This is a genomic window from Amycolatopsis sp. ATCC 39116, assembly GCF_000231075.2.
GTDB classification, from domain to species: Bacteria; Actinomycetota; Actinomycetes; order Mycobacteriales; family Pseudonocardiaceae; genus Amycolatopsis_E; species Amycolatopsis_E tucumanensis.
On sequence record NZ_AFWY03000078.1, the window covers coordinates 1 to 25,319 of the forward strand.

The window sequence follows — 25,319 nt, forward strand, 5'->3', positions numbered from 1 at the left end:
GGCCCCGCACGGCGGCAAGGGCCAGGGCGCGGAGGACAAGGAACACCGCGTCGCGGACTACCTCGAAGGCGACCCCGACCTCTTCGAAGGCGGTGACGTGGTCGCCCCGCCGGTCATCGGCGACTGGAAGAAGAACAAGCAGGAAGAGAAGAAGTAACCCTCGTGTCCTACGAAGTCGACCCAGACGAGCTGCGCACGCACGGCAGTCACCTCGACGCCCTGTCCGACCGGCTGAACACCGCGGTGGACGCCGCCAACACGGTCGTCATGGACGACTCCGCCTACGGCCTGCTCTGCGCCTTCCTGCCGCCGATCGTGAACGCGACGACGCAGGGCGACGCGGTCGAGGCGCTCAAGGCCGCGGCCGAGGGCGTGCGGATCACCGCGGAGAACATCCGCACCGCGGCCACCAGCTACGAGGACCAGGACGCGACCAACGCCGAGCCGTTCGAGCGGCAGCTGCGCGAGGCCACCCCGGTGAGCCCGCGGATCGGCACGGTGATCCGGTGACGTCGGCGAACGGACTGGGCGACCTCATGCGCGACCCGGACGAGGCGGCCGCGCGGATGAACGCGTGGGCGCAGGGGCTGGCGGAGAAGGCCGAGCGCTACCGCGCGGCGCAGGCGCGTACCGAGGAGATCCGGCTGACCTCGGCCAACACCGACGGCTCGGTGCGCGTCACGGTCCGCGCCGACGGCAGCGTCACCGATCTGGACCTGTCCGGGCGGGCCCGCACCATGCCGCTGGACGAGCTGTCCGCGCAGATCCTGGCCACCATGCGCCGCGCGCAGGCGGGCATCGCCGCGCAGGTCGCCGAGGTGATGCAGGAGGAGGTCGGCGACGAGGACCCGCAGACGCGCTCGCTGCTGGTCGACAACCTGCGCAGCCGGTTCCCCGATCCGGACGCCGACACCGACGACGAGCAGGCGGCCGCCGAACCCGCCGAGGAGCGGCCGCAGGCCCGCACAGACGACGACGAGGAGAACAACCCGTGGTGAACCCCCTGGTCGCGCAGGAGCAGAGCTCGACGACCGCGATCTCGGGGATCTCCCTCCTGGAGGGCGCGCAGGACCTCAAGAAGGCCATCGAAAGCGGCGACTGGGCCTCCGGCGCGCTGGGGGCCGCCGCGGCCGGGCTCGACGCGCTCGGGTTCGTGCTCGACCCGTTCGGCTCGATCCTCGCCGCCGGCGTCGGCTGGCTCATCGAGCACGTCGGCCCGCTCAAGGACGCCCTCGACGCGCTCGCGGGCAACCCGGACGCGGTCAAGGCCCACTCCGAGACGTGGAAGAACATCGCGGCCGAGCTGGGCGAGATCGGCACTGACCTGGCCAACGCGGTCGACACCGACCTGACCGGCTGGACCGGCCCGTCCGCCGACACCTACCGGCAGCAGGCCAAGGACGTCGGCGACCTGCTCGCCGCGGCGAAGGAAGCCGGGGAAGGCACCGCGAGCGGCATCGAGACCGCGGGCACCGTCGTCGCCGCCGTGCGGACCCTGGTGCGTGACATCATCGCCGAGGTCGTCGGGCACATGATCTCGTGGGCGCTGCAGGTGATCGCCACCCTCGGCATCGCGCTGGCGTGGGTCGTGCCGCAGGTGATCAGCGAGGTCGCCAAGACCGCCGCCAAGATCGCCGACCTCACCGGGAAGCTGACCCACGCGCTCAAGGCGCTCTCGGAGCTGCTGAAGAAGGCCGGCGGCATCTTCACCGACACCGCGGGCAAGCTGAAGAAGATCAAGACCGACAAGCCGCCGACGTCGGCCAAGCCGGACAGCCTCCCCGCGGGCCCGAAGAGCGTCGACCCCATGGCGGGCAAGGGCGGCGGCACCATCCCGAACAGCACGCCGAAGACGCCGCCACCGGACGCGGCGAAGGTCGCCCCGCCGCCCAAGCTCAACGACACCCCGGGCGACACGACCAGGGCATCGTCCACACCGGACACCCCGCCGGTCTCGGCCCCGCCGAAGCTGGACGGCCCGCCGCCGGGCGGCACGGCCAAGTCCGCACCCGAGCCCGGCCCGGCCCCCGTGTCGGCGCCGCCGAAGCTCAACGATGTCACCACGCCGTCCGGCGCCCCGAAGAGCCCGCCGAAGACCGACGGCACGCCGAAGCTGAAGGACCAGGGCGACAACCCGCGCTCGATCGAGAAGCTGCGCTGCGAGAAGGACCCGATCGACGTCGCCACCGGGCAGATGGTGATGACCGAGGTCGACGCGGAGTTCCTCGGCACGCTGCCGCTGGTGTTCGAGCGCACGCACTTCTCGTCGTTCCGCGCCGGACGGCTGCTCGGCGCAGCCTGGGTGTCCACACTGGACCAGCGGCTGGAGGTGCACGACCGCGGCGTGAGCTTCGCCGCCGCCGACGGCACGCTCCAGCACTTCCCGCACCCGGCCGACGGCGCCTGGACGACGGCGGCCCGCGGCCCGCGGCGCTCACTCACTCGCACGGACGACGGCGGGTACCTGATCGAGGACCGCGAGCAGGCGCGGGTGCTCTACTTCGCGCCCGGCTCCGGTGAACTGCCGCTGACCTGGACCGGCGACCGGCACGGCAACCGGATCGAGTTCGTCCGCGACGAGCGCGGCCTGCCCGCCGAGATCCGGCACAGCGGCGGCTACCGTGTCCGCGTCGAGACCGACGGCGAGCGGATCACCGCGCTGCACTCGGTCGCCGCGGGCGGCGAGGTCGAGCTGGTCCGCTACGGCTACACCGCGGGCCGCCTCACCGACGTCACCAACGCCTCCGGCGCGCCGTTCCGCTACTCCTACGACGCGGCGGGCCGGGTCGTCGCCTGGGCCGACCGCAACGGCGAGTGGTACCGCTACGTCTACGACCACGCCGGCCGCGTGGTGCGCACCGAGGGGTCCGGCGGGTTCCTCACCGGCACCATGGAGTACAGCGACGGCGTCACCTACTCGACCGACTCGCTGGGCCACCGCACGGAGTTCCACCTGAACGCGGCGGGCCAGGTGGTCCGGGAGGTCGACCCGCTCGGCCACGCCACCGCCTTCGAGTGGGACGACGCCGACCGCCTGCTGAGCACGACCGACCCGCTGGGCCGCACCACCCGGTACCGCTACGACGACGATGGCGACCTGGCCGCGGTGATCCGGCCGGACGGCGCGGAGACCACGATCGAGCGCGACGCCGCCGGCCTGCCGGTGACCATGACCGAGGCGCCCGGCGTCGTCACGCGCTGGGAGTACGACGAGCGCGGCAACCTGAGCCGCGTGACCGAGCCCGACGGCGCGGTCACCACTTACACCTACGATGCGCGCGGCAACGTCACCGCCGTCACCGACGCGCTCGGCAACACGCTCACCGTGGCCTGCGACGCGAGCGGCCTGCCGGTCGCCGTGACCGACCCGCAGGGCGCCGTGACCCGGTACGACCGCGACCGGTTCGGCCGTGTCGCCGCGATCACCGGCCCGCTTGGCGAGGTGGAGCGCTTCGGGTACACGGTGGACGGCAAGCTCGCCTGGCACCGGCACGCCGACGGCGCGCTCGAACAGTGGGTGTTCGACGGCGAGGGAAACAACCGGGCGCACACCGACGCGACCTCGGCGGTGACCCGCGCCGAAGTCACCCACTTCGACCTGCCTTCGGCCGAGATCCGGCCGGACGGCACCCGCGTCTCCTTCGCCTACGACACCGAGATGCGGCTGACCGCCGTCACCAGCGAGCAGGGGCTCGTGTGGCGGTACACCTACGACCCGGCGGGCAACCTGGTGCGGGAGACCGACTTCACCGGCGCCTCGGTCGGCTACCGCTACGACGCCGCCGGGCAGCTGGTGGAGCGGACCGACCCGGCCGGGCAGACCACCACCTACCGCTACGACGCGGCGGGCAACCTGGCCGAGGAGACCACCGGGGGAGTGACCACCCGGTACACCTACAGCACCACCGGCTGGCTGCTGTCGGCCGAGGACGGCACGAGCCGCGTCACCTTCGAGCGGGACGCGGCGGGCCGGGTCCTCGCCGAGACGGTCAACGGCCGCACGGTCCGCTCGGTCTACGACGCACAGGGCCGCCGCGTCCGCCGGGTCACGCCGTCCGGCGCGGACAGCGTGTGGGAGTACGACGCGACCGACCAGCCGGTCGCGGTGCACGCCGCGGGGCGGGCGCTGCGGTTCACCCACGACCTGGCCGGCCGCGAGGTGCGGCGCGAGTTCGGCGCGGCCGCCCTCACCCAGTCCTGGCTGCCCGGCGGGCTGCTCGGCGCGCAGACCCTCACCGGGCCTGCCGCACCGGCCGGTCACCGAGCCTTCAGCTACCGGCCGGACGGCCTGCTCACCGGGATCGAGGACACGCTCACCGGCCCGCGCGGTTTCGCGCTGGACAACCGCGGCCGCGTGACCGGGGTGCGCACGCCGCGCTGGCACGAGCGGTACGCCTACGACGCCGCGGGCAACGTCACCGAGGCGGTCTGGCCCACCGTGACCGACCAGGACCTGCTCGGACCGCGGGCCGTCGCGGGCACAGTGGTCACCGCCGCCGGCCGTGCCCGGTACGCCCACGACGGGCAGGGCCGGGTCGTGGCGCGCGACCGCGGCGGGCAGGTGTCGCGGTTCTCCTGGGACCCGCGCGGACGGCTGGCGGGTGTGCTGACGCCGGACGGCACGTCCTGGCGCTACACCTACGACGCCCTGGGCAGGCGGATCGCGAAGGAGCACCTCGCCGCGGACGGCGTGCACGTGCTGGAGCGGGTCGACTTCGCGTGGGACGGCCAGGTGCTCGCCGAGCAGGCGGTGTCCACACCGGACGGTGCGCGGGTGACGGTGTGGGACTACGAGCCGGACAGCTTCCGCCCGCTGCTCCAGCGGGACCGGCTGCCCGGCCAGGAGCTGGTCCACGCCGTCGTCACCGACCCCGCCGGCGCGCCCGCCGAGCTCGTCACCGACCAGGGCGGCATCGCGTGGTACGCGCGGACGAGCCTGTTCGGCGCCGTGGTGGAGCGGTCCGCGGGCCCGGTCGACACGCCGCTGCGGTTCCAGGGCCAGTACGCCGACGCCGAAACCGGCCTGCACTACAACTTCTTCCGCTACTACGACCCGGCGCTCGCGCGGTACCTGAGCCCGGACCCGCTCGGGCTCGAAGGCGGGCCGAACCCGCACGCCTACGTCGGCAACCCGCACGCGTTCGCCGACCCGCTCGGGCTCACCCCGCAGAGCTGCTCGGCCGGCGGCACGTCGAAGCAGAGCACGGGCAAGCGCAAGAAGCCCGCGCTGACGGTCAACACGAACGTCCCGGCCGTCCCGGTGACCAAGAACTCGCCCGGCGGAAGCCTGTACCAGCAGCTGTCCCCGGGCGGCAAGTACGGCGCGCAGAAGACGGACAAGCAGGGCAAGCCGAAGTTCAACCGCAAGGGCGAGAAGGTCTACAAGTACAACCGGCGCGAGGCGGCCGGGTACGACAACCCGAGCCACGACCACGGCAACATGCTGCCGCTGTGGAAGGACGCGGCGAAGTCGCCGATCCCGATCGACCCGGTGACCGGCCAGGAGATCAAGGGCAAGCAGCTCAAGGACTGGCTGATGGACCCGAACCGGCGCTTCGACACCAAGGAGCCCGGCGACGCCGGGTACGCCGGGCTGCCGGGCAACGAGATCAAGGGGCACGGCAAGGGCGTCCTCGGGCACGAGCCGTCGGCCAGCACGCACTGGAACCACCACGGCGGCATGCAGAGCACTCGCGCGGACAACCTGGAGCACAACAAGGAGACGAGCACCTACCACGGCATCGAGGACCGCGGCCGCTCCAACGCCAGCGGTTCGTCGGAGGAGCGCTACGAGAGCCCCGGCCCGGACAACGGCGCGAACCGCGCGTTCTGGGACCGGGACGACCCGGGCTTCAAGGACCAGGGCGGGCCTTGGCACTCGTGGCAGAAGATCGCGCCACCGCCGAACGCCGCCGGCCCGGCCGGCCCGGCCGGCCCGTCCACACCGGACAGCCCCGCGTCGCCGGACGGCCCGCCGGCGAAGCGCCCCCGCCGCGACAGCGACGTGAGCATGGCGGACTGACCACTTCCGGCGGTCAGGCGCGGCCCGCTGCGCTGGGACCCGGACGGGCGGCCGATCGCCTTCACCGGCACTGCCATGTGGGAGGTGCGGGACGGCAGGCTCGCACACAGCTGGGTCGAGCGCGCGTCCTGGGAACTGCGCCAGCGTCTGACGGCCTGACCCGCGCGGGTGCCCCGGAGAGCGGGGCACCCGCGGCGGTGTCAGCCCGGCAGCAGTTCGCTCAGCTCCTCGGCCGGGTGGGGCGGCGTGGCCAGGGCCGGGTCCGCGGGCGCCTCCACTGTGCGCGGTGCCGGGTTGCGGTTGACCAGCAGGCGGAACACGTCCGGCCGGGAGTAGTGGCCGACCGGGTCGGCGGCGGACTTGGCGATCGCGATCAGCGCGGGGTCGAGGTCGGCGTAGAGGATGCCCTCCTCGGTCTCGGCGAGCGGTTCGGCCAGCGGCGTGCCCTCGGGGCCGAAGATGCGGGCGAAGCCTCCGCCGCGCCGCAGCAGCTGCCGCTTGGCTTCGGTGTCACAGAACAGGTCCTGCGCCGCTTCGCCGATCACCGAGCACGCGGCGAGCACAAAGGCCTGGCCCTCGACCGCGTACACCAGGCTCGCGGCGGTGTTCACCTCCGGCCCGAGCGCGGTCGCCGCGCCGCGGTAGACCGAGAAACTCGGCCACGACGCGACGTGGATCTCCTCGCCGAGGCTGTACATCGCGTACTTGGTCAGCGGCTGGAAGTGCTCCCAGCAGTTCAGCCCGCCGATCCGGCCCAGCGGCGTGTCGTGCACCTGCAGGTCGCTGCCGTCGCCCTCGCCGTACACCGAGCGCTCGACGTGGGTGGGCTTGAGCTTGCGGCGCACCGAGATCAGCTCGCCGGTGTCCGAGATGAACGCCTGCGACATGTAGAGGCTGCCGCCGTCGCGCTCGCTGAACCCGAGCACCACGTGCACACCGTGGTCGGCGGCGGCGCGGCGGAGCCGCCGCATCTCGTCGCCGTCGCGGGTCATCGAGTTCGCGGCGTACCGCGGCACGAACGCCATGCCCGCGGCGGGGGAGTCGAGCCAGATCCACCACGGGTAACCCGGGACGAACGTCTCGCCGAACGCCACCAGCTTCGCCCCGCCTCGCGCGGCCTCGCCGATCAGCGCGACCGCCTTCTCCACGCTGCCCGCCAGGTCCAGCCACACCGGCTCCGCCTGCACCGCCGCGACCCGAACCGTGCTCTCCATGACGCCTCCTCCGTGCTTTCCGTTGGTGGAGGGCATCATGCGGCGGGCGGGCGCCCGCCGGACTGTCCGCGCGTGCCGGGGTCACTGACCGCGTGTGCCACCCGGGGTCGTGCCGAACTCGGCGCGAAAGGCGCGGTGGAACCCGGATTCGCTGTCGAAGCCGCAGCGCGCGGCGATGCTGGCGACCGGCCGGTCCGGGTGCGCGCGCAGCATTTCGCGGGCCTGCTCGAGCCGGATCCGGCGGATCTCCCTGGCGACGCTGCCGGGCGCGAACACGCGGTACAGGGTGCGCCGGGAGACGCGGCAGGCCCCCGCGACCATGTCGACGTCCAGCCGGGGATCGGCCAGGTTGCGGCGGATGAACGCGACCGCCCGCTCCCGGACGAGGGCACGCGCCGGATCGGGCGCGGGCTCGGTGCGGGCCGCGAACGAGGCCGCGGCCGACAGCAGGCCGAGCGCGTGCGGCAGCAGCGGGGTGGCGGTGCCGGCCTTCGCGGCGCCGGCCAGTGAGGTGAAGAACGCGGGCACCACCTGGCCCGGCCCGGGGCCGAGCGTGCGGGCGGTGAGGGCGCGGGTGTCGCGCAGGGCCAGCTCCCGCTTGGGCACCTGGACGACCAGTTGGCGGAAGTCGTCGTCGAAGCGCAGCGTGTACGGGCGGGTGCTGTCGTAGAAGGCCATGTCGCCGCCGGTCAGCTCGGCGACGCGGCCGTCCTGCTCGACCCGTCCGCGGCCGCGGAGCTGGATGCTGGCGAGCAGGTACTCGTCGGCGCCGCGGGCGATCAGGCTGCGGGTGCGGCGGACCACCTGCCCACCGGCGACCACAGTGGACAGTTCGAGCGCGCCGACCGGAACGTGCTCGATGCGCCCGGCGAACGGCCCCGCCGTCACCGGGGCGGCCGCCAGCTGGACGAACGTCTCGCAGATCATCTCCCGCCAGTAGGCGAACGCGTCCTGCGCGGGCACCTGCGAGGTGCTCAGCTCCACCCGGGACTGCCGGTCCATCCCGGGATTGTCACCCCGCGCGGGGCTCCTGTCGAGCCCGGCGTGCTTGACGAGAATTAGAACCTGTTCTACCTTCGCCAGGTCGGCGTCTGTAGAGGTGAAGGTGGGCAATGATGCGAACCCGTGCGGCCGCGCTGCTCGAACAGCCGGGCAAGTGGCAGATCGTGGACATCGACCTGGACGAGCCGAAGGAGCACGAGGTCCGGGTCCGCTTCGCGGCGGCCGGCCTGTGCCACTCCGACGATCACGCGACCACCGGTGACATGCCGACGCCGCACCTGCCCCTCATCGGCGGGCACGAGGGCGCGGGCGTCGTCGAGGCGGTCGGGCCGGGCGTGCGCAACCTCGCCGCCGGGGACCACGTCGTCGCGCAGTTCGTGCCCTCCTGCGGGCGCTGCGAGGCCTGCTCGTCCGGCCGCGGCAACCTCTGCGACCTCGGCATGTACGCCCTGAGCGGCTGCATGGCCGACGGCACCTACCGCGCCCACCTGGACGGCGCGGACGTCGCCCAGATGACCATGGTCGGCACCTTCGCCCAGCACGCGATCGTGCCCGAGTTCTCCCTCACCAAGATCGACCCGGAGATCCCGTTCCACGTCGCCGCCCTGCTCTCCTGCGGGGTGCCGACCGGGTGGGGCTCGGCCGAGTACGGCGCCGAGGTGAAGGCCGGCGACACAGTGATCGTGATGGGTGTGGGCGGCGTCGGCATGAACGCGGTGCAGGGCGCCCGCGCCCGGGGCGCCGCGTACGTCCTCGCGGTCGACCCGGTCGCCTTCAAGCGCGACAAGGCCCTGGAGTTCGGCGCCACCCACGCGTTCGCCGACATCAACGAGGCCGCGGACTTCGCCCGGTCGGTCACCAACGGGCAGGGCGCGCACTCCGCCGTCGTCACCGTCGGCATCACCACCGGCGACCACGTCGCGCAGGCGGTCAACGCGATCGGCAAGTTCGGCACCGTCGTGGTCACCGGCATCGGCGACGTCAAGGACGAGGGCCTGCCGATCAACCTGTGGGCGCTGTCGATGATGCAGAAGCGCATCCAGGGCGTCATCTTCGGCATGGGCACCCCGAGCTACGAGATCACCCGGCTGGCCCGCATGTACCAGGCCGGCACGCTCAAGCTCGACGAGCTGATCACCACGACCTACCGGCTGGACGAGGTCAACCAGGCCTACGCCGACATGCACGCCGGGCGCAACATCCGCGGCGTCATCCTGCACGAGAGCTGATCAGCGCGGCGGGCGCAGGCACGCGGCGGCGACGATGCCGGCCGCGACGATGCCGGCCAGCGCCAGCAGGCTGAACCACATCCCGTCGGAGAACGCGGCCCGCGCGGCGTCGGCCACCTGCCGGCCCGCCGGGCCGAGCCGATCGGCGACCGCCAGCGCCCCGGCGAGCGACCCGTCCGCGGCCTCCCGCGCCACCGCCGGAAGCGCCTCCGTCGCCGGGCGCACCGCCGGGGTGTAGGTCGCCGACAGCACGCTCCCGGCGAGCGCGATCCCCAGCGCCGCACCGATTTCCCGCGTCGCGTCGTTGACCGCCGACGCGACGCCGTACTTGTCCGGCGGCACGTTGTCCAAGATCGCGCTGGTGGCCGCGGGCGCGGTGAGGCCGAGCCCGCCGCCCAGCACGCACACCGCGATCGCCAGTTCCACGTACGAGCTGCTCGGCCCGAGCCGGCCCAGCAGCAGCACCCCGGCGACCACGACGACCAGCCCGAGGCAGGTCAGCGCGCCCAGCCCGATCCGCTGCGCGATGTGCGCCGAAGCCATCGACAGCGGCAGCAGCGACACCGCGATCGGCCACAGCACCAGGCCCGACTCCAGCGGCCCGTAACCCTGCACCAGCTGCAGGTACTGCGCCAGCACGTACAACGCGCCGAACGCCGCGGTGAACTGCACGGTCACCGACACCGACCCGGTGGCGAAGGCGCGGTTGCGGAACAGCCGCACGTCCAGCAGCGGCGCCGCGTGCCGCGCCTCGAACCACGCGAAGACCGCGCCGAGCACGACACCGGCCACCAGCGCCACGATCACCTCGGCGTCGGCCCACCCCACGTCCGCCGCCCGCAGGATGCCGAACACCAGCGCCCCGATCGCGAGCGCGCCGAGCGCGGCGCCGGCCGAGTCGAACCGGTGGTGCACCCGCTCGCGCGAGGTCGGCACCGTCACGCAGGCCAGCGCCAGCAGCAGGGACAGCACGGCCGGGCCGAGGAACACCGAATGCCACGAGAAGTGCTGCAGCAGCAACCCGGCGATGACCAGACTGCCGAGACCGCCGAGGCCGGCCACCGCCGCCCAGATGCCGATCGCCCGCCCGCGCCGCTCGGGCGGGAAGCTCGAGTTGATGATCGACAGGGTGGCGGGCATGATCATCGCCGCGCCCAAACCGGTCAGCGCCCGCGCCGTGATCAGCCAGGCCGGCGACTCGGCGAGCAGGGGAGCGGCGCAGCCTGCCGCGAACACCGCCAGCCCGATGACCAGCACGCCGCGACGGCCGTAGCGGTCGCCCAGCGCGCCCATCGGCAGCACCAGCGCGGCCAGCACCAGCGTGTAGACGTCCACGATCCAGGTCTGCTGCGCCTGCGTGACACCGGTGTCCGCGGCCAGCGCGGGCAGCGCGGTGTTGACGATCGTGACCATGGCGATCACCAGGCCGACCGCCGAGCACATCACGCCCACGGTCCAGGCGCGGCGCGCTGCCGAAGACGACGAGAGCCCGGACCGTGCGACGACGCGCATGCCACCTCGTTCCGACAGGAAACGAAACCATCGGTATCGTAGCAGTACTGGCAGTTCTGAAAACAGTTCTGGGAGAATCCGGCCGTGACGACGCAGCAGGTGCCGGGCCGCCGTGACCCGCGGCTGGACCGGTCGCGGTCGGCGATCCTGTCCGCGGCCGTCGCCCTGCTGTCCGAGGGTGGCGTCCGGGCGGTGACGATCGAGGCGGTCACTTCGCGCAGCGGTGTCGCCCGCTCCACGCTGTACCGGCACTTCCCGAACAACACCGAACTGCTGGCGGCGGCCTTCCGCGAACTGCTGCCACCGCTGGACCCGCCCGCCGGCGGCACGCCGCGCGAGCGCCTGCTGCGCCTGGTGCGGGCGCAGGCCGGGCAGATCGAGGGCGCCCCGGCGATGGCCGCGCTGGTGTGGATGGCCGCGATCGGCCTGGACGGCGGCGGCGCGCCGGACGAGGGCGAGCGCGGCAGGCTCGCCGCGCTGCGCGAGCACGTCGTGGACACCTACCGCCGTCCGTTCGACGCGGTTCTCGCCGACTGCCTGCCCGGCGAGGAGGACGTCGACTTCGCGGCCGCCCGGCTCGTCGGCCCGCTGCTGTTCAACGCCCTGATCCTGCGGCGCCCCAGCGACGCGGCCTTCTGCGTGCGCCTGGTGGACGACTTCCTGGCCCGTGCCTGACCGGCGGAGCTGATGTCCGCGCTGCGCCGGGCGTGGCGCAGCGCGGACCGAGTCACTTCGACTGCGGCAGCGTGACCTTGCCCTTGCGTCCCCGCGCGGACGGCGGCGGCACGACCGGGCCGATGTCGCCGTCGGGGGCTTCGTCCAGGTCGACGATCACCGGGGCGTGGTCGCTCGGCCCGGTGCCCTTGCGGGCGTGCCGGTCGACCCACGCCGCCGCCACCCGCCCGGCCACCGGGGCCGAGGCCAGCACCAGGTCGATGCGCATGCCGAGGTCCTGGTGGAACATGCCGGCCCGGTAGTCCCAGTAGGTGAAGACCCGCTCGTGCGGCCAGCGGTCCCGGACCACGTCCCGCAGGCCCAGGCCGGTCAGCGCGGCCAGCGCGGCGCGCTCGGGTGGCGTGACGTGGGTGTGGCCCTCGTAGGCCGCCGGGTCGAACACGTCGGCGTCGGCGGGCGCGATGTTCATGTCGCCGCACAGCATCGCGGCTTCCGGTCCGTCCGCGACGACCTCACGCAACGCCGCCAGCCACGCCAGCTTGTACTGGTAGTGGTCGGAGCCGGGGGTGCGGCCGTTGGGCACGTACAGCGAGTGGATCCGGACGCCGCCGCAGGTCGCGGCCACCGCGCGCGCCTCGGGGTGCGGGAAGCCCGGTGCGCCGGCCAGGCCGGTGACGACGTCGTCGAGGCCCACCCGGGACAGGATCGCGACGCCGTTCCAGCGCGGCTCACCGGCCAGTGCGGTCTCGTAGCCGCGGTTCGCGAGCTCGTCGCCGAGCAGGTCGCGGAAGGCGTCGTCGGCCAGTTTGGTCTCCTGCAGGCACACGACGTCCGGCTGCCGCTGGTCCAGCCACGGCAGCAGCCTCGGCACCCGCTGCTTCACGGAGTTCACGTTCCAGGTCGCCACACGCACGCCGCCCACGCTAGTGCGGATGCGCCCGCGGCGCCCGCCCTCGGCTCAGCCGTCGACGAGCAGGCCGCGCAGCGGGCCCTGCAGCCGTTCCGCGCGGCGGGACACCCCGGGCAGCAGCACCAGCCGGTGGGTTCGCGGCTCGCCGCGGCGTTCGCGCTCGGCCTGCTCTTCGGCGATCGGGCGCCACAGGTTGTCGACGACGTCGGTGGGGTCGGCGTCCAGGTCCGCGGCCGGCCGTCTCAGGTGCTCGGCCCACAGGCGCAGCCGGGTGGCGCGGATCAGGTCGCGGTCGTCGGTCGCGACGTTGACCTCGGTGTCGTTGAACAGCGAGTGCTCGTTGAGGTTCGCCGAGCCGATCGTCATCCACTCGTCGTCCACGATGCCGAGCTTCGCGTGCACGTACACCGGCGCCGACGACTCGCCGTCGTGGCTGCTGATCGTGGTGGCCAGCAGGCGGTGGTTGCCGTCGTCGGCGTCCAGGAGCCGGCCCAGCTGGCCGCGCGTGGTGTCCGCGCCGTTGCTCGGTTTGCGTGGCAGCAGCAGCACCACGCGGAACTTCTCGTCCGGCGGGTCGCACAGCTTGTCGATCAGGACCTCCGCGATCTCCGGCGACCACAGGAACTGGTTCTCCAGGTACACCAGCCGTCGCGCCGAGCGCAGCGCGCGCAGGTAGGCGTCGAGGATCGTGAACTCGCCCTGCGGCGCGAAGGCGTAGGTCTTGTCCGGGACCGTGCGCAGCAGTTGCACGTTGCTGGTGCCCGCCGGTTCCGGCGTCGCGGGCTTGGACAGCTCTTCGCCGGCCACCTCGGTCCAGCGCTGCCGGAAGTGCTCCGCGACATCGGCGACGACCGGCCCGTGCAGCCGGGTCATCAGGTCGTGCCAGCCGATCGGCCGGTCCGGCGGGTGCTCGCGGCTGTCGTGGCGGTCGCCTTCCAGCGCCGTGAAGTCCACCCCGCCCACGAAGGCGACCTCGTCGTCGACCACGACCAGTTTCTCGTGGTGGCAGTGCATCGTCCGTTCGCGGGCGTCCAGGACGCACCGGACGGCGGTGTTCTCGGTGAACTTCCGCTGCTCCGCCCGGACCATCCCGCGGGTGGGCTGGAAGGTGGGCACCGGCGGGCCTGCCCACACGAGCAGGCGCACGTCCACGCCGCGCTGGGCGGTCGAGGCGAGGAGGTCGCGCAGGGTCGGCGCGTCCGGTTCGCGGGTCAGCCGGAAGTCCGGGCTGGCGTGCCAGTTGGCGATGTGCACGTGGGACTTCGCGCCGCGGATGGCGGCCGCGATGGCGGGCAGCGCTTCTTCGCCGTCGACGAGCACCTCCAGGCGGTTGCCGTGCCGGGTGACGGCCCGCCCGCCGAAGCGGTCCTCGGTCCCGGTGGGTTCGAGGACCTCGCCCCAGCCGAGCCTGCGCAGGCGGCGTTCGTGGTGGGCGCAGAGCGCGTGCTCCAGCCCGTCGCCGAGGCGTTCGTCCACCTTGTCCAGGAGTGAGCGGAACGTCGTCATACTCCAATGTCACTACAGATCGGGCGGGTTCGCCGGGCAAGATTGGCGGGATGAACCGGCAACGCGAGGCGCTGCGCAGTTGGGAAGAAACGTGGTCCGCGGCGTTCGCGGCGCGCGGCCACCGGGTGGTGATCGAGGTCGAACCCGCGGTGGAGCCGCCCCCGAGCGCGCCGTGGCACTGGTGGATCACCTTCCGCGCGGGCGACGCGGAACTCGACGCGATCGCGGCGCCCCAGCCGGAGGCGCTGGCGTTCGAGGACGAGCAGGGCCGATTCGAGGAGGTCGTCCCGCTGGGTGAGGTGGCGGACCACGTGCTCCGGCGGTTGGCCGATGATGTCGGGTAGTGGGGGCGGATCCGGTTGGGCCGAGGCGGTCGCCGGCGCCGTCGGGGGGCGCGCCGCGTCGGGAACGCGGCAGCGGTTGTGCGTGGAAGTGGTCCCGCTGGGCGGGATGGTGGCCCAGGTGCTCCGGCGGCTGGCCGATGACCTCCGGTAGCGCCGAACTGGCCGCGCGGGCGCCGTTGGGCCGAGGCGGTCGCGGCGCTCGTCGAGGAGCGCACTGGCGTCCAGGGGCGGCAGGCGAGCCCGGGAACGGACGTGCAGCAGGAGATCCGCTTCGCGCCACCCGGCCCGGCGAGCCCCGTTCTGGTCGTGACGTGCGAGGAGGGCCAGGGTTTCCTGTCGGTGGACCGGGTTGGCGGTGTCAGCGTGCTCTACGAATTCGACGGCGAGCCGGACGAGCTGCCGGCGCGGTGGGCAGGGGACCGCAGGCAGCGGTCCTGGCTGTCGGAGGTGGAACTGGCCGACCACGCCATCGCCGTCCTGACCGCGGGCTACCGCTTCCGCCGCATGCCGTTCCACGAGGAGCTGCGCATCAACACCAGCCCGCCGTTCCGGTGGATCACCGTGGACCTCGGCTGGCCGCCGTTCGCCTTCAGCCGCTGGGAGCCTGTCAAGCCTTCCGGCTCGAGGAGATGAACTTCACGGCCCATACCTAGCGCTCGTTCAGCCGCGTTATCGTCGGCTCTCTCAGGACACCGGAAGGGGCTGACGCAATGGTGCGCACGCGGTTCTGCGACGTCTTCGGGGTGGAGTACCCGATCGTGCAGGGCGGGATGCAGTGGGTGGGCCGCGCGGAGCTGACCTCGGCCGTCGCCAACGCGGGCGGCCTCGGGTTCCTCACCGCGCTCACCCAGCCGACTCCGGAGGACCTCGCGAAGGAGATCGCGCGCTGCCGGGAGCTGACCGACAAGCCGTTCGGCGTCAACCTGACCATCCTGCCCTCGATCAACCCGCCGCCGTACGCCGAGTACCGCGACGTGATCGTCGAGTCCGGGGTCCCGGTGGTGGAGACCGCGGGCTTCAACCCAGCCGAGCACCTGCCCGCCTTCCGCGCGGGCGGGGTCAAGGTGCTGCACAAGTGCACCAGCGTCCGCCACGCCGTGAAGGCCCAGGAGCTGGGCGTGGACGGCATCTCCATCGACGGCTTCGAGTGCGCCGGGCACCCCGGTGAGGACGACATCCCCGGCCTGGTGCTGATCCCGGCCGCCGCGGAGAAGATCACCATCCCGATGATCGCCTCGGGCGGGTTCGGCGACGCGCGCGGGCTGGTGGCGGCGCTGGCGCTGGGCGCGGACGGCATCAACATGGGCACCCGCTTCCTCGCCACCGCCGAAGCCCCGGTGCACGACAACGTCAAGGCGCAGCTGGTCGCCGCCACCGAGCGGGACACCGAGCTGATCTTCCGCCCGCTGCGCAACACCGCCCGCGTGGCGAGCAACTCCGTCTCCCGCGAGGTGGTCGGCATCCTGGACCGGGGCGGGAAGTTCGAGGACGTGCGCGACCTGGTCGCCGGCGCCCGCGGCCGCAAGGTCTTCGAGGACGGCGACCTGGAACTGGGCATCTGGTCGGCGGGCATGGTGCAGGGCATCATCAACGACGTGCCCACCGTCGCCGAACTGATCGAGCGCATCGTCACCGAGGCGCGCGAGCTCATCGCCGGCCGGCTGGCGGGGGTGCTGCGTTAGGCAGGGCGCGCCCGGCCTCGCCGAACACTTCCCGCATCCAGCGGTGCTCCGGGTCGTCTTCGTGCGCCGGGTGCCACCACAGCGCCTCCACGAGCGGCACGGGCTCGAACGGGCACGGCAGGACCCGCACACCGTCCAAACCGGACAGCCGCGCCGCGAGGTGGCCCTGGATCAGCCCGATCCGGTCCGTTCCCGCGACCAGGTGGGGGAGCGCGAGGAAGCTCTCCACGACGGCGGTCACCCGCGGTTCGATCCCGAGCGCCTGCAGCTGCCGCGCGACGGTGGTGAACGCGGTGGCGGACAGGTAGGTGAACACCCACGGCAGCTTCCGCAGGTCGTCCATCGTCAGGGCGTCCCCGACCTGCTCGTTCGCCGTCGCCACGACACAGCACCAGGTGTCGGAGAACAGGTCCAGGTGCGGGACGCCGTGCAGGAACCCGTGCGGCAACAGCACCGCGTCGGCCCCGCGCAGGCTCTCCGGCGCCTGCTCGACGACCGGTGGTGAGGCGGGCTCGAACCGCAGGCGCATCCCCGGCGCGCGCTCGTCGAGGATCGCGCCGACCGCGCCGCCCAGCACGGCCATCACGTAGTCCGACCCGAGGATCCGGAACTCCCGGTCCGAGGTCGCCGGGTCGAACCCCGGGTGGCGGCTGAACGCCTGCCGGACCCCGGTCAGCGCCGCCTCCGCGCGCGGTCGCAGCTGGGCGGCCAGCGGTGTCAGCTCGTAGGCGTTGCCCTTGCGGACCAGCAGCTGGTCGCCGAAGTGCCGCCGCAACCGCGCCAGCGACGAGCTCAGCGCGGGCTGGCTGAGCCCGAGCCGGGCGGCGGCGCGCGTGACGCTCTTCTCCCGCAACAACATGTCGAGGGGGACGAGCAGGTTCAGGTCCAGGTTCGTGAGGTTCATCGTCTCCCTCTTCGCTCGCCGTTGACCCGGGGACGCGGAGCAGTCTACGCTAAAAATCCGAATCAAGATTCTGAATTTATTTTGACCGACCACTGGAGGTCGCCGTGCACTTCTCCGCGTTCCTGACCACCCGGTCCGCAGGCCCGGCGGACGACCGGCCCGTCATCGAGGCGATGGTCGACCACGCGGTGGAGGCCGAACGGCTCGGTTTCGACGCCGTCTTCCTGCCCGACCACCACTTCACCGGCTACGCGCCACCGGCCAGCGACCCGGTGGTGTTCGCCGCCTACCTCGCCGCGAAGCTGCCCCGTCTGCACTTCGGGTTCTCCGTGCAGACCATCCCGCTGCACCACCCGGTGCGCTTCGCCGAGCGGCTCAACCTCATCGACCAGCTCACCGACGGCAAGGTCCTCGTCGGCACCGGCAGCGGGACCACACCCGAGGAGATGATCGGGCTCGGCATCAACTACAAGGACACCGCGCAGCTGTCGGTGTCCAATCTGGAGATCGTGGAACGCCTGTGGGCCAAGAAGATCTCCGACCCGCCGGTCGAGTTCGACAACGGGCACTACCGCGGTTCGGTCGTCTCGCGGATCGTGCCCGCGCCCTACTCCGCGGACGGCCCGCAGCTGATGTCGGTCGCCGCCCGCCCGTCGAGCACGCAGCGCGCCGCGGACAAGGCCCAGCCCGCGTTCATCCTCGCCTTCACCCCGCCGACCATCGACGACGGCCGCCCGCTGGAGCACTTGCGCCGCTACTTCCAGGCCTACCGCGAAGCCCTCGAAGCGGCCGGGCACGACGAGGCCCGCGTCGCCCGCGCGCTGGAGTGGACCACGCACACCTACCAGCACGTGCACCTCGCCGAGACCGACGAGCAGGCCGAGGAGGAGCTGCAGCTGCTGATGGAGCAGTACCAGGAGGCGATCGAGCGCGAGCACGTCGCGAACGCGGCCGCCGAGCGGATCACCGGCGTGGCGCTGCCCCCGCCGCCGGACGCCCGCAAGCCCGGCTACCAGCGGACCTGGTGCCTGTGGGGCAGCCCGGAAACCGTCACCGAGCACCTGCGCGAGATTCAGGGCATCGGGATCGGCAACGTGCTGGGTGGTTTCCTCGGCGGCCCGCTGACCCCGGAGCGCGTCGCGTTCGGCCGGCGGTCCATGGAGCTGTTCGCCACGCGCGTCATGCCCCGCTTCCGGGCCGCGGCGTGACCGGCGCGCTGGACACGGCGCGCAAGGCGGCGTTGACGGCGGGGGAGACCGGGTACCGCACCCCGGCCGAACCCGCCGCCGGGCTGCGTCCGGTCCACCTGGTCGACGGCCCGCTCGGCCTGGTCAGCCCGACGTTCGACGAGCGGGAGACGTCGCTGCTGCTGCCCAGCGGCATCGCGCTGGGCGCGACCTGGGACCCGGACGTGGTGCGCGCGGTCGCGGCGACCGAGGGCTCGGAGGCCCGTCGCCGCGGCTTCGACGCCGTGTACGCGCCCAACCTCAACCTCGCGCGCACTGGGCTGTCCGGTCGGACGTTCGAGATGCTGTCGGAGGACCCGCTGCTGGCCGGGGTGCTCGGCGCGGCCTTCGTCGAAGGCTTGCAGGGACAGGGCGTCGCCGCGGTGCCGAAGCACCTGGTGTGCAACGACACCGAGACCGAACGGCAGCGGATGAGCGCCGACGTCGACGACACCGCCCTGCGCGAGGTGTACCTGCGACCCTTCGAGCATGCGGTGCGCGCCGGCGCGTGGGCGTTGATGACCGCCTACAACCGCCTGAACGGCACGCCCTGCGCCGCGCACGCGGAACTGCTGGCGATCGTCAAGGAGGAGTGGGGTTTCGACGGGCTCGTGGTGTCCGACTACTTCGCCCTGCACGAGACCCTCGGCCCCGCGCTCGCCGGGCTCGACCTGGAGATGCCGGGCCCCGCGATCCACTTCGGCGTGCGTCTGGCCGAGGCGGTGGAGCGCGGGGAGGTGCCGCGGGAACGGCTGGACGACGCCGTGACGAGGCTGCTGCGGCTGGCCGCCCGGGTGGGCGCGCTGGAGGGGAGCAGCCGCCAGGTCACCGCGCCCGCGATGCCGCCGGAACGCGCCCACCAGGTGCTGACCGACGCCGCCGTGGCGTCGTTCGTGTTGTGCCGCAACGACGGTGTGCTTCCGCTGGAGCCGGGCGTGCGGCTGGCGGTGATCGGGCCGAACGCGGACCGGCCCTGCTACCAGGGCGCGACCTTCGGCCGGATCCGGCCTGAGGGCGGCGCCACCACACCGCTCGATGCGCTGCGCAAGCGCTTTCCCGGTGCGGTGATGCACGAACGCGGAGTGGACAGCGTCCCGGCGACGACGCTGGGCGCCTTCGACGTGTCCACTCCGGACGGGCGGCCGGGTGTGTTGCTGGAGCACTTCCGCGGTGGTGACCTGGTGCTGTCGAAGGTGCGTGGTGACAGCGCTTTCATCTGGTTCGGCGAGGTGCCCGGCGCGGGGCCGACGACCGAGCCGGGAGTGCTGCGGCTGACCGCCGTGTTCACGCCTGAGGTCGGCGGGCGGTGGACGTTCGGCGCGGGCGGTTCGGGTGCCGCTGTGTTGGCTGTCGATGGTGTGGTCCTGGCTTCGCGGCCGGCTCCCGCGCCGGGCGACGTGATGGGGCAGGTCGCGCGGGCGGAGACCACCGGCGCCGGGATCGAGCTGTGCGCCGGGGAGCCGGTGACCGTGGTCGCCGAGATGACGTCGGCGGGCAGCCGGGTGCAGGCGCTGACGGTGTCGTGCACCCCGCCGCCGGAACCGGGGGCGCTGGCCCGTGCGCGGCAGGCGGCGGCGGAGGCCGATGCGGTGGTGCTCGTGGTCGGGGACGAGCTGGAGACTTCGCGCGAGAGCCGGGATCTGGCGACCTCGGCGCTGCCGGAGGCGCAGCAGGAGCTGATCCGCGAGGTGGGCCGCGTCAACCCGCGGACCGTGGTGGTCCTCAACGCCGGACGGCCGGTCGACGCGCCGTGGGCCGGCGACGTCGGCGCGGTGCTGCAGGGCTGGTTCGGCGGGCAGGGGTTCGGCGACGCGCTGGCGAGGGTCCTCGCGGGCGACGATGAACCCGGCGGCCGGATGCCGGTCACGGTCCCGCTGCGCGACGAGGACCGGTCCACGCACGGCGAGATGCTGGACGCGGACCTGCGCCGCGACTACCGCGCCGCGGAGCCCACCGGATACCGGCACCTGGCCCGGACCGGGACGCGGGCGCGGTTCGCGTTCGGCTCGGGGCTCGGCTACACGACGTTCCGCTTCGGCCCAGCCCGGGTGGACGGCGACCTGGTGCGGCTGGACGTGACCAACACCGGCCCGCGCCGCGGCCGCGAGGTGGTGCAGGTCTACGTGCGCGCGCCGGGCGAGGTGGATGCGCGGCTGGCGGGCTTTGCCGGGGTGTGGTTGGAGCCGGGCGAGACGGCCGGGGTGGTGGTTGCGCTGGGGGAGCGGGTGTGGCAGCGGTGGTGCGATGGCGGGTGGGTGGTGCCGCCGGGTGGGCATGAGGTGCTCGTGGGCCGCTCGGTGGAGGAGATCACGCAGACGCTGACGCGGGAGTGGTGACGCCGGGTGGTGGGGGACCGGTGTCCCCCACCACCGCCGGTCAGCCGCAGAAGCATCGACGGCACAATCGCTCGGCCATGGGCATGGGTTGCGGGGCTGGCCTTTGCGCACGGGTTGCACCGCCACATTGCCAAGAGCAAGCCGGAGCTCGCCGCTTCCACCGCGGCGCCGCACCGGTGGATCCGCGATAGGACTCACTCCGGCCGGTCAGCCGCCGTCGACAGCAGATCCCTCGGCCCTGCGCAGGGCTACGAAGGGCCGGCACGTTCGCCCACGGGTCGCACCAGTGCATCGCCGAGAAGCGGGCCGCCTCCACGGCGGGCGGCGCACTGGTGGAATCCGCGGCGGAACTCGCGGTCGGCCTCGCTCCGCGGTCAGCCGCCGAAGCATCGACGGCACAATCGCTCGGCCATGCGCATGGGTTGCGGGGCTGGCCTTTGCGCACGGGTTGCACAGCCACATCGCCAAGAGCAAGCCGGAGTTCGCCGCTTCCACCGCGGCGCCGCACCGGTGGATCCGCGATGGGACTCGCTCCGGCCGGTCAGCCGCCGAAGCTCATGTTCACGTCGCTGACGAACCAGGCCGCTCCCAGCTGCCGCAGCGCGAGGTTGAGCTGGAACGACCCACCGCCGGTGGCGCCGATCAGCTGCAGGTCCCGCAGCGAGTGCCCGTTCACGTGCACGTCCGTGTCCGGCACCAGCGCGGTCTGGCCCTGCGGCGTGATGTCGGCGACCGTGACCTGCGCGGGCAGCGTCACGACGTCCTTCCGCCACGCCTCGCGCAGGCCGTCGAGCGTCGAGCCGGCCTGGGTGCACATCTCCGGGCTCACCCGCTGCGGCGGTTCCGTGCCCTCGTCGACCATCAGCTCGCACGCCGCGTCGTACCGGTTCTCCAGCACCGCGGACACCCAGGCCGCGGTGGCGGCGGCCGGCGTCGTGGCGGCCACCTCCGCCTCCAGCGAAGGCTTGGCTGCCGCCGGCGGGACGATCTGCGCCTGACCGCCGTCACCGCACGCCGTCAGGCCGAAGACCAGCGCGACTCCCGCCGCGACACCGAGCACCCTGCGCACGCCCGGCCCGCGGCCGGTTCTGTCATACCTGGAAATGGGACTTCTCCGCTCGAACTCCGGTTGGGGGAGCCGAACGATACTGCGCCCCGAATCTGGTCCTTTGTGGACCAGCGCGGGTGGCGCGGGCGGCGCAAGTGGTGCGGCCGGATGGCGCAACGGCCACCCGGCCGCACCACGTCAGAGCGCGGCGGCGATCTCCGTGATAGCCCGCAGCGAGTCCGCCGAACCGGTCGTCGGCACGTACTCCAGACCGAACGGTCCCGCGTAGCCCAGCTGCCGCAGCTCCCCCAGCCGCGCGGCCCAGTCGACGGTGCCGCTGCCCGGCTCGCCGCGGTCCGGCAGGTCCGCGATCTGCACGTGCGACACGACGTCGATCGCGCCGTCCAGTTCCCGCGCGGGCGTCTCGCCCATCTGCAGCGAGTGGTAGGCGTCGTAGAGCAGGGCGAGCCCGGGCGAGCCGACCGCGCGCACCGCGGCGACGCACTCGGCCGTGGTGTCGAACAGGGTGCCCGGGTGGTCGACGCGGGTGTTCAGGTTCTCCAGCACGATCGTCACGCCGTGCTCGGCCGCGACGTCCGCGCCCGCCTTCAGCGCCTCGACGACGATGCCGTGCTGCACGGCCCGCTTCCGGTACGGCAGGCCGACCCCGGAGCCGGTCACGATCCGGGTGCAGCCCAGGCGGTTCGCCACCTCCGCGGCGGCGCGGACGTGACCGACGAACGCCTCGTGCGTCCCGGGGTCGGCGAGGGTGAGCCGTCCCTCGACGAGCATCGTGTGCAGCGTGGTGCCGGTGTCGGAGAGCGCTTTCTCCACGCGGTCGAGGTCCTTGTCGCTGTGCGACCAGATCTCCACCACGCCGAAGCCGTGGTCGGCCGCGGCGCGGATGCGGTCGCCGATGTCGTCGCCGGTCTCCCGGAACAGCAGTTCGACGTTGACGGACAGGGGCAGTGACACGGGATCTCCCTCGATCAGCGGTTGGGGTCGAACAGGCGGCGGGCGTACCAGCCGTTGAGCATGGCGCTGCGTGCCGGGTTGGGCGTCTGCTCGCTCTCGAACACCGCCCAGCCCGACCAGTCGCGCAGCAGGGCGGCGACGGCGGGGAAGTCGACCAGCCCGCCGCGCGTGCCGCATTCGTAGAACCAGCGGTCGATCTCCCGCGCGCCGCCTTCGGCGAGCATGCTCGCCGCGGCGTGCGGGGCCAGCCGCTCACCGGCTTCGTCGACGTAGCGGGTGTCCTTGAGGTGCAGGTGGTCCACGCGGTCGAGGTTGCCGGACAGCACGTGCACCGGGTCGAGGCCGGCGACGGTGAGTTCGGCGGTGTCCACGGTCAGGCCCACCAGGTCGGGGTCGGTGCCGTCCAGCAGCTCCGCCAGGACCTTCTCGTCGGCCGCCGCGGACAGGCAGTCCACGTGCAGCGACACCCGGACGCCGGACTTCGCCGCCATCGCGCCGACCGCGTTCCACCCGTCCGCCGCGTCGCCGAGACGCCCGTCGGTCAGCGCGCCGTGCTCCGGCAGCGCCCGCACCACCAGCCGGTCGGCGCCGGCCTCGGCGAGGAACTCCGCGAACGGCCGCAGCGACTCCACGATCGCGGCGTGCTGACCGGTGTCCAGAATGGACCGGCCGCGGCTGAGCTCCTCGTCCACCGGCTCACCGGGATCGACGTAGTACGAGCACACCCGCAGGCCGATTTCCCGCACGAGGTCGAGGAAGGCGGTGGTGGAACCGTAGGTCGCCGCGATGGAGGAGGGGCGGCCCAGCGGGTCCCACCGGCCGGTGCCCGCCCGCAGTTCCACACCGGTGAAGCCGCACGCGGCGATCACCTTCAGCGCGCGCCGGTGCTGTTCGGGGCGGGTGAAGTCGTCGAAGTTCGGTTTCCACTGGTTGATGGCGTAGCCGAGGCGGATGGTCATGCGCAGATCTCCGAGAGGACGTTGCGGGCGTACCACATGGACAGGGCGGTGGCCTCGGCGTAGTCGCCACCGATGTTGGCCTTGTCGTGCTCGACGGTGATCCAGCCGGTGTAGCCGGTGTCGCGGATCGCCCGCATCAGGCGCGGGAAGTCGACCAGCCCGCCTTCGGTGCCCATCTCGTGGAACCAGCGGTCGGTCTGCGGCGCCATCAGCTCGGCGTCCGGGCTGTGCCGGTACGCGTCGGTGGTGTCGACCTGGCGGGTGTCCTTGAAGTGGAACCCGGAGCAGCGCTCGTGCAGGTCCAGGAACAACGCGACCGGGTCGAGCCCGGCGATGCAGTGCTGCGCGGTGTCGCAGAAGAAGCTGACGTACCGCGGGTCCGACCAGTCGTAGAACTTGCGGATGTCGGACTCGGTGCGGATCGCGCAGAAGAACTCGTGGTGCGCGGTCGTCCGCACGCCGAACTCGGTCAGCGTCATCTCGCCGACGCGGCTCCAGCACTCCGCCGCGGCCTTGATCTTGTCGTCGGTGACCGGCGCCGCCGCGGTGTAGAGGCTCGCCGGCATCACGATGAGGTTCTCGATCTCCAGCGCCTGCCACATCCCCAGCATCCGGCGTGTGCTCTCGACGATCTCGTCGTGGGTCTCGCGGACGTGCGGATCGGCCAGGCGCGGGTCGTACATGATGCCGCGGAACAGGTTCACGATCTTGTCGATGCCGTGGTCGCGCAGGTAGTCCTGGTAGTTCGCGACCGAGCCGAACATGCCGCTCAGCGCGAAGACCTGGAAGTCGAACATGTCCAGGCCCTCGAACCCGACCGCGCTGATCTGCTTGACGAAGTCGTCCATGTGGCGGCGGGCGGTGTACTGCGTCACGGGCCCGCGCGGGCTGTCGGCCCGCCAGTGGTCCATGTAGCTCCAGCGGAGCGCGGTCATCGTCGATCAACTCCAGAAGGTCGGGACTGCCATTGAAACATAATCAGGATTTTGATTCTAGTAATCGTTTTGGCAGGGCGAGGGCGCACAGCAGGCCGGCGGCGAAGCATGCCGCGGTGGTGGTGAAGACCGGCGCGTACGAACCGCCTGCCGCCCGGGCGACCAGGGCGCCGAGCACGGCGGCGCCGACGGTGACCCCGGTTTCCCGCACGAAGGCCAGTCCGGCCGTGACCGCGCCGACCACCCGCGGGCCGCCCGCGTCCTGCGCCACCACGACGACGATCTGCATGAACAGCCCGGTGCCCAGGCCCAGTAGTGCGAGCAGAGCGGCGACGATTGGCAGGGGTGCCGCGCTGGTCCCCGCCAGTGCCACGGCCGCGCCGCCGGACAGCGCGCACCCCGCGACGGGGAACGGGCGCCACGCGCCCCAGCGGCGGACGGCGAACCCGGAGGCGTTGACCCCGGCGACGATCCCGACGGTGACCGGCAGCAACAGGAGTCCCGAGGTGGTCGCCGAGGTGCGGTACACCTCCTGCACCCACGTCGGCACGTAGGCCAGCACGCCGAACAGGCCGATCCCGCCGGCCAGTGCCAGCACGCAGCACAACCGCACGGTGCGGTCTCGCAAGAGCGCCACCGGGAGGACCGGGTTCGCGGCCCGCCGCTCCCAGCCGAGAGCGGCTGCGCCGGCGAGTGCGGTGAGCGCCGCTCCCGTTGCGGTGGCCGCGTTCCAGCCGGTTTCGGCGGCCGCCGTGGTGACCAGGACGAGCCCGGTGGCCGCGGTGGCGAGCAGGACCGCGCCGAGCGTGTCGAACCGCGCCCGCCCGGCGTGGCCGCGGC

21 protein-coding genes are annotated in these 25,319 nt (G+C 72.9%); 10 read left to right on the forward strand and 11 right to left on the reverse strand.

Features of this window, described 5'->3' with window-relative positions; translation table 11 throughout:
* Window positions 1-162 precede the first annotated feature (162 nt).
* The 3 genes from AMY39116_RS0339485 to AMY39116_RS0339495 are packed head-to-tail and all read left to right on the forward strand — an operon-like array spanning window position 163 to window position 6,022.
* Entirely contained in the window at window positions 163-510 is a 348-nt protein-coding gene (locus AMY39116_RS0339485) for a type VII secretion target (RefSeq protein ID WP_020423106.1), read from the forward strand.
* A complete protein-coding gene (locus tag AMY39116_RS0339490; protein ID WP_020423107.1) occupies window positions 507-998 on the forward strand; it encodes a YbaB/EbfC family nucleoid-associated protein in 492 nt (163 codons plus the stop codon). The genes AMY39116_RS0339485 and AMY39116_RS0339490 overlap by 4 nt, the downstream gene beginning before the upstream one ends.
* Window positions 992-6,022, forward strand: a complete 5,031-nt coding sequence (locus AMY39116_RS0339495) for an RHS repeat-associated core domain-containing protein (protein WP_020423108.1) — start codon at window positions 992-994, stop codon at window positions 6,020-6,022. Before AMY39116_RS0339490 ends, AMY39116_RS0339495 begins: the two co-directional genes overlap by 7 nt.
* A gap of 200 nt (window positions 6,023-6,222) precedes the next feature.
* On the opposite strand, the gene AMY39116_RS0339500 is transcribed toward AMY39116_RS0339495, so the two are convergent.
* Window positions 6,223-7,236, reverse strand: coding sequence for a carbon-nitrogen hydrolase family protein (locus tag AMY39116_RS0339500; RefSeq protein WP_020423109.1), 1,014 nt, complete (start codon window positions 7,234-7,236; stop codon window positions 6,223-6,225).
* Between the two features lie 81 nt (window positions 7,237-7,317).
* Window positions 7,318-8,238, reverse strand: coding sequence for a helix-turn-helix domain-containing protein (locus AMY39116_RS0339505; RefSeq protein ID WP_020423110.1), 921 nt, complete (start codon window positions 8,236-8,238; stop codon window positions 7,318-7,320).
* A 110-nt stretch (window positions 8,239-8,348) separates the two neighbouring features.
* Between AMY39116_RS0339505 and AMY39116_RS0339510 the strand changes: the two genes are divergently transcribed.
* Window positions 8,349-9,467, forward strand: a complete 1,119-nt coding sequence (locus tag AMY39116_RS0339510; RefSeq protein WP_020423111.1) for an NDMA-dependent alcohol dehydrogenase — start codon at window positions 8,349-8,351, stop codon at window positions 9,465-9,467.
* Here AMY39116_RS0339510 and AMY39116_RS0339515 read toward each other — a convergent pair whose 3' ends face one another.
* Window positions 9,468-10,979 (reverse strand): MFS transporter, encoded by a 1,512-nt coding sequence (locus AMY39116_RS0339515; protein WP_020423112.1) that lies wholly within the window; start codon window positions 10,977-10,979, stop codon window positions 9,468-9,470.
* 84 nt (window positions 10,980-11,063) lie between these two features.
* Here AMY39116_RS0339515 and AMY39116_RS0339520 point away from each other — a divergent pair, with 84 nt between their 5' ends.
* Window positions 11,064-11,654, forward strand: coding sequence for a TetR/AcrR family transcriptional regulator (locus tag AMY39116_RS0339520; protein ID WP_020423113.1), 591 nt, complete (start codon window positions 11,064-11,066; stop codon window positions 11,652-11,654).
* 52 nt (window positions 11,655-11,706) lie between these two features.
* Here AMY39116_RS0339520 and AMY39116_RS0339525 read toward each other — a convergent pair whose 3' ends face one another.
* Window positions 11,707-12,576: an exodeoxyribonuclease III gene (locus AMY39116_RS0339525; RefSeq protein WP_020423114.1), complete on the reverse strand. Its 870-nt coding sequence runs from the start codon at window positions 12,574-12,576 to the stop codon at window positions 11,707-11,709.
* A gap of 36 nt (window positions 12,577-12,612) precedes the next feature.
* A complete protein-coding gene (locus tag AMY39116_RS0339530) occupies window positions 12,613-14,070 on the reverse strand; it encodes a phosphatidylserine/phosphatidylglycerophosphate/cardiolipin synthase family protein (RefSeq protein ID WP_020423115.1) in 1,458 nt (485 codons plus the stop codon).
* Between the two features lie 50 nt (window positions 14,071-14,120).
* Here AMY39116_RS0339530 and AMY39116_RS0339535 point away from each other — a divergent pair, with 50 nt between their 5' ends.
* The 3 genes from AMY39116_RS0339535 to AMY39116_RS0339550 all read left to right on the forward strand — a co-directional run bounded on the left by AMY39116_RS0339535 (window position 14,121) and on the right by AMY39116_RS0339550 (window position 16,096).
* Window positions 14,121-14,414: a hypothetical protein gene (locus AMY39116_RS0339535; RefSeq protein WP_020423116.1), complete on the forward strand. Its 294-nt coding sequence runs from the start codon at window positions 14,121-14,123 to the stop codon at window positions 14,412-14,414.
* A gap of 252 nt (window positions 14,415-14,666) precedes the next feature.
* Complete coding sequence (locus AMY39116_RS0339545) at window positions 14,667-15,047, forward strand: hypothetical protein (RefSeq protein ID WP_020423118.1); 381 nt, start codon at window positions 14,667-14,669, stop codon at window positions 15,045-15,047.
* A 77-nt stretch (window positions 15,048-15,124) separates the two neighbouring features.
* Window positions 15,125-16,096: a nitronate monooxygenase family protein gene (locus AMY39116_RS0339550; RefSeq protein WP_020423119.1), complete on the forward strand. Its 972-nt coding sequence runs from the start codon at window positions 15,125-15,127 to the stop codon at window positions 16,094-16,096.
* On the opposite strand, the gene AMY39116_RS0339555 is transcribed toward AMY39116_RS0339550, so the two are convergent.
* Window positions 16,062-17,000 carry a LysR family transcriptional regulator gene (locus tag AMY39116_RS0339555; protein ID WP_020423120.1) on the reverse strand — a complete coding sequence of 313 codons (939 nt, stop codon included), beginning with the start codon at window positions 16,998-17,000 and terminating at the stop codon, window positions 16,062-16,064. The genes AMY39116_RS0339550 and AMY39116_RS0339555 overlap by 35 nt on opposite strands.
* Window positions 17,001-17,104: 104 nt before the next feature.
* Here AMY39116_RS0339555 and AMY39116_RS0339560 point away from each other — a divergent pair, with 104 nt between their 5' ends.
* Window positions 17,105-18,208: an LLM class flavin-dependent oxidoreductase gene (locus tag AMY39116_RS0339560; protein ID WP_020423121.1), complete on the forward strand. Its 1,104-nt coding sequence runs from the start codon at window positions 17,105-17,107 to the stop codon at window positions 18,206-18,208.
* On the forward strand, window positions 18,205-20,562 hold the full coding sequence (locus AMY39116_RS0339565; RefSeq protein ID WP_020423122.1) for a glycoside hydrolase family 3 protein: 2,358 nt from the start codon (window positions 18,205-18,207) through the stop codon (window positions 20,560-20,562). Before AMY39116_RS0339560 ends, AMY39116_RS0339565 begins: the two co-directional genes overlap by 4 nt.
* 541 nt (window positions 20,563-21,103) lie before the next feature.
* On the opposite strand, the gene AMY39116_RS45845 is transcribed toward AMY39116_RS0339565, so the two are convergent.
* The 5 genes from AMY39116_RS45845 to AMY39116_RS44315 all read right to left on the reverse strand — a co-directional run.
* Window positions 21,104-21,631 carry a hypothetical protein gene (locus AMY39116_RS45845; protein WP_157358849.1) on the reverse strand — a complete coding sequence of 176 codons (528 nt, stop codon included), beginning with the start codon at window positions 21,629-21,631 and terminating at the stop codon, window positions 21,104-21,106.
* A 177-nt stretch (window positions 21,632-21,808) separates the two neighbouring features.
* The gene (locus tag AMY39116_RS0339575) at window positions 21,809-22,585 is read right to left on the reverse strand and encodes a TIM barrel protein (protein WP_020423124.1); all 777 of its coding nucleotides are present in this window, start codon (window positions 22,583-22,585) and stop codon (window positions 21,809-21,811) included.
* Window positions 22,586-22,599: 14 nt separating this feature from the next.
* Window positions 22,600-23,544, reverse strand: a complete 945-nt coding sequence (locus tag AMY39116_RS0339580) for a sugar phosphate isomerase/epimerase (RefSeq protein WP_020423125.1) — start codon at window positions 23,542-23,544, stop codon at window positions 22,600-22,602.
* Entirely contained in the window at window positions 23,541-24,479 is a 939-nt protein-coding gene (locus tag AMY39116_RS0339585) for a sugar phosphate isomerase/epimerase (RefSeq protein ID WP_020423126.1), read from the reverse strand. The genes AMY39116_RS0339580 and AMY39116_RS0339585 overlap by 4 nt, the downstream gene beginning before the upstream one ends.
* A gap of 43 nt (window positions 24,480-24,522) precedes the next feature.
* On the reverse strand, window positions 24,523-25,319 hold a 797-nt coding region (locus AMY39116_RS44315; protein ID WP_020423127.1), incomplete at its 5' end, for an MFS transporter.

Bases quoted from the DNA above. Each gene is read 5' to 3' on its own strand.
- AMY39116_RS0339500 (WP_020423109.1), bottom strand. From the start codon at position 7,236: ATGGAGAGCACGGTTCGGGTCGCGGCGGTGCAGGCGGAGCCGGTGTGG.
- AMY39116_RS0339505 (WP_020423110.1), bottom strand. From the start codon at position 8,238: ATGGACCGGCAGTCCCGGGTGGAGCTGAGCACCTCGCAGGTGCCCGCG.
- AMY39116_RS0339510 (WP_020423111.1), top strand. From the start codon at position 8,349: ATGATGCGAACCCGTGCGGCCGCGCTGCTCGAACAGCCGGGCAAGTGG.
- AMY39116_RS0339515 (WP_020423112.1), bottom strand. From the start codon at position 10,979: ATGCGCGTCGTCGCACGGTCCGGGCTCTCGTCGTCTTCGGCAGCGCGC.
- AMY39116_RS0339530 (WP_020423115.1), bottom strand. From the start codon at position 14,070: ATGACGACGTTCCGCTCACTCCTGGACAAGGTGGACGAACGCCTCGGC.
- AMY39116_RS0339535 (WP_020423116.1), top strand. From the start codon at position 14,121: ATGAACCGGCAACGCGAGGCGCTGCGCAGTTGGGAAGAAACGTGGTCC.
- AMY39116_RS0339550 (WP_020423119.1), top strand. From the start codon at position 15,125: ATGGTGCGCACGCGGTTCTGCGACGTCTTCGGGGTGGAGTACCCGATC.
- AMY39116_RS0339555 (WP_020423120.1), bottom strand. From the start codon at position 17,000: ATGAACCTCACGAACCTGGACCTGAACCTGCTCGTCCCCCTCGACATG.
- AMY39116_RS0339580 (WP_020423125.1), bottom strand. From the start codon at position 23,544: ATGACCATCCGCCTCGGCTACGCCATCAACCAGTGGAAACCGAACTTC.
- AMY39116_RS0339585 (WP_020423126.1), bottom strand. From the start codon at position 24,479: ATGACCGCGCTCCGCTGGAGCTACATGGACCACTGGCGGGCCGACAGC.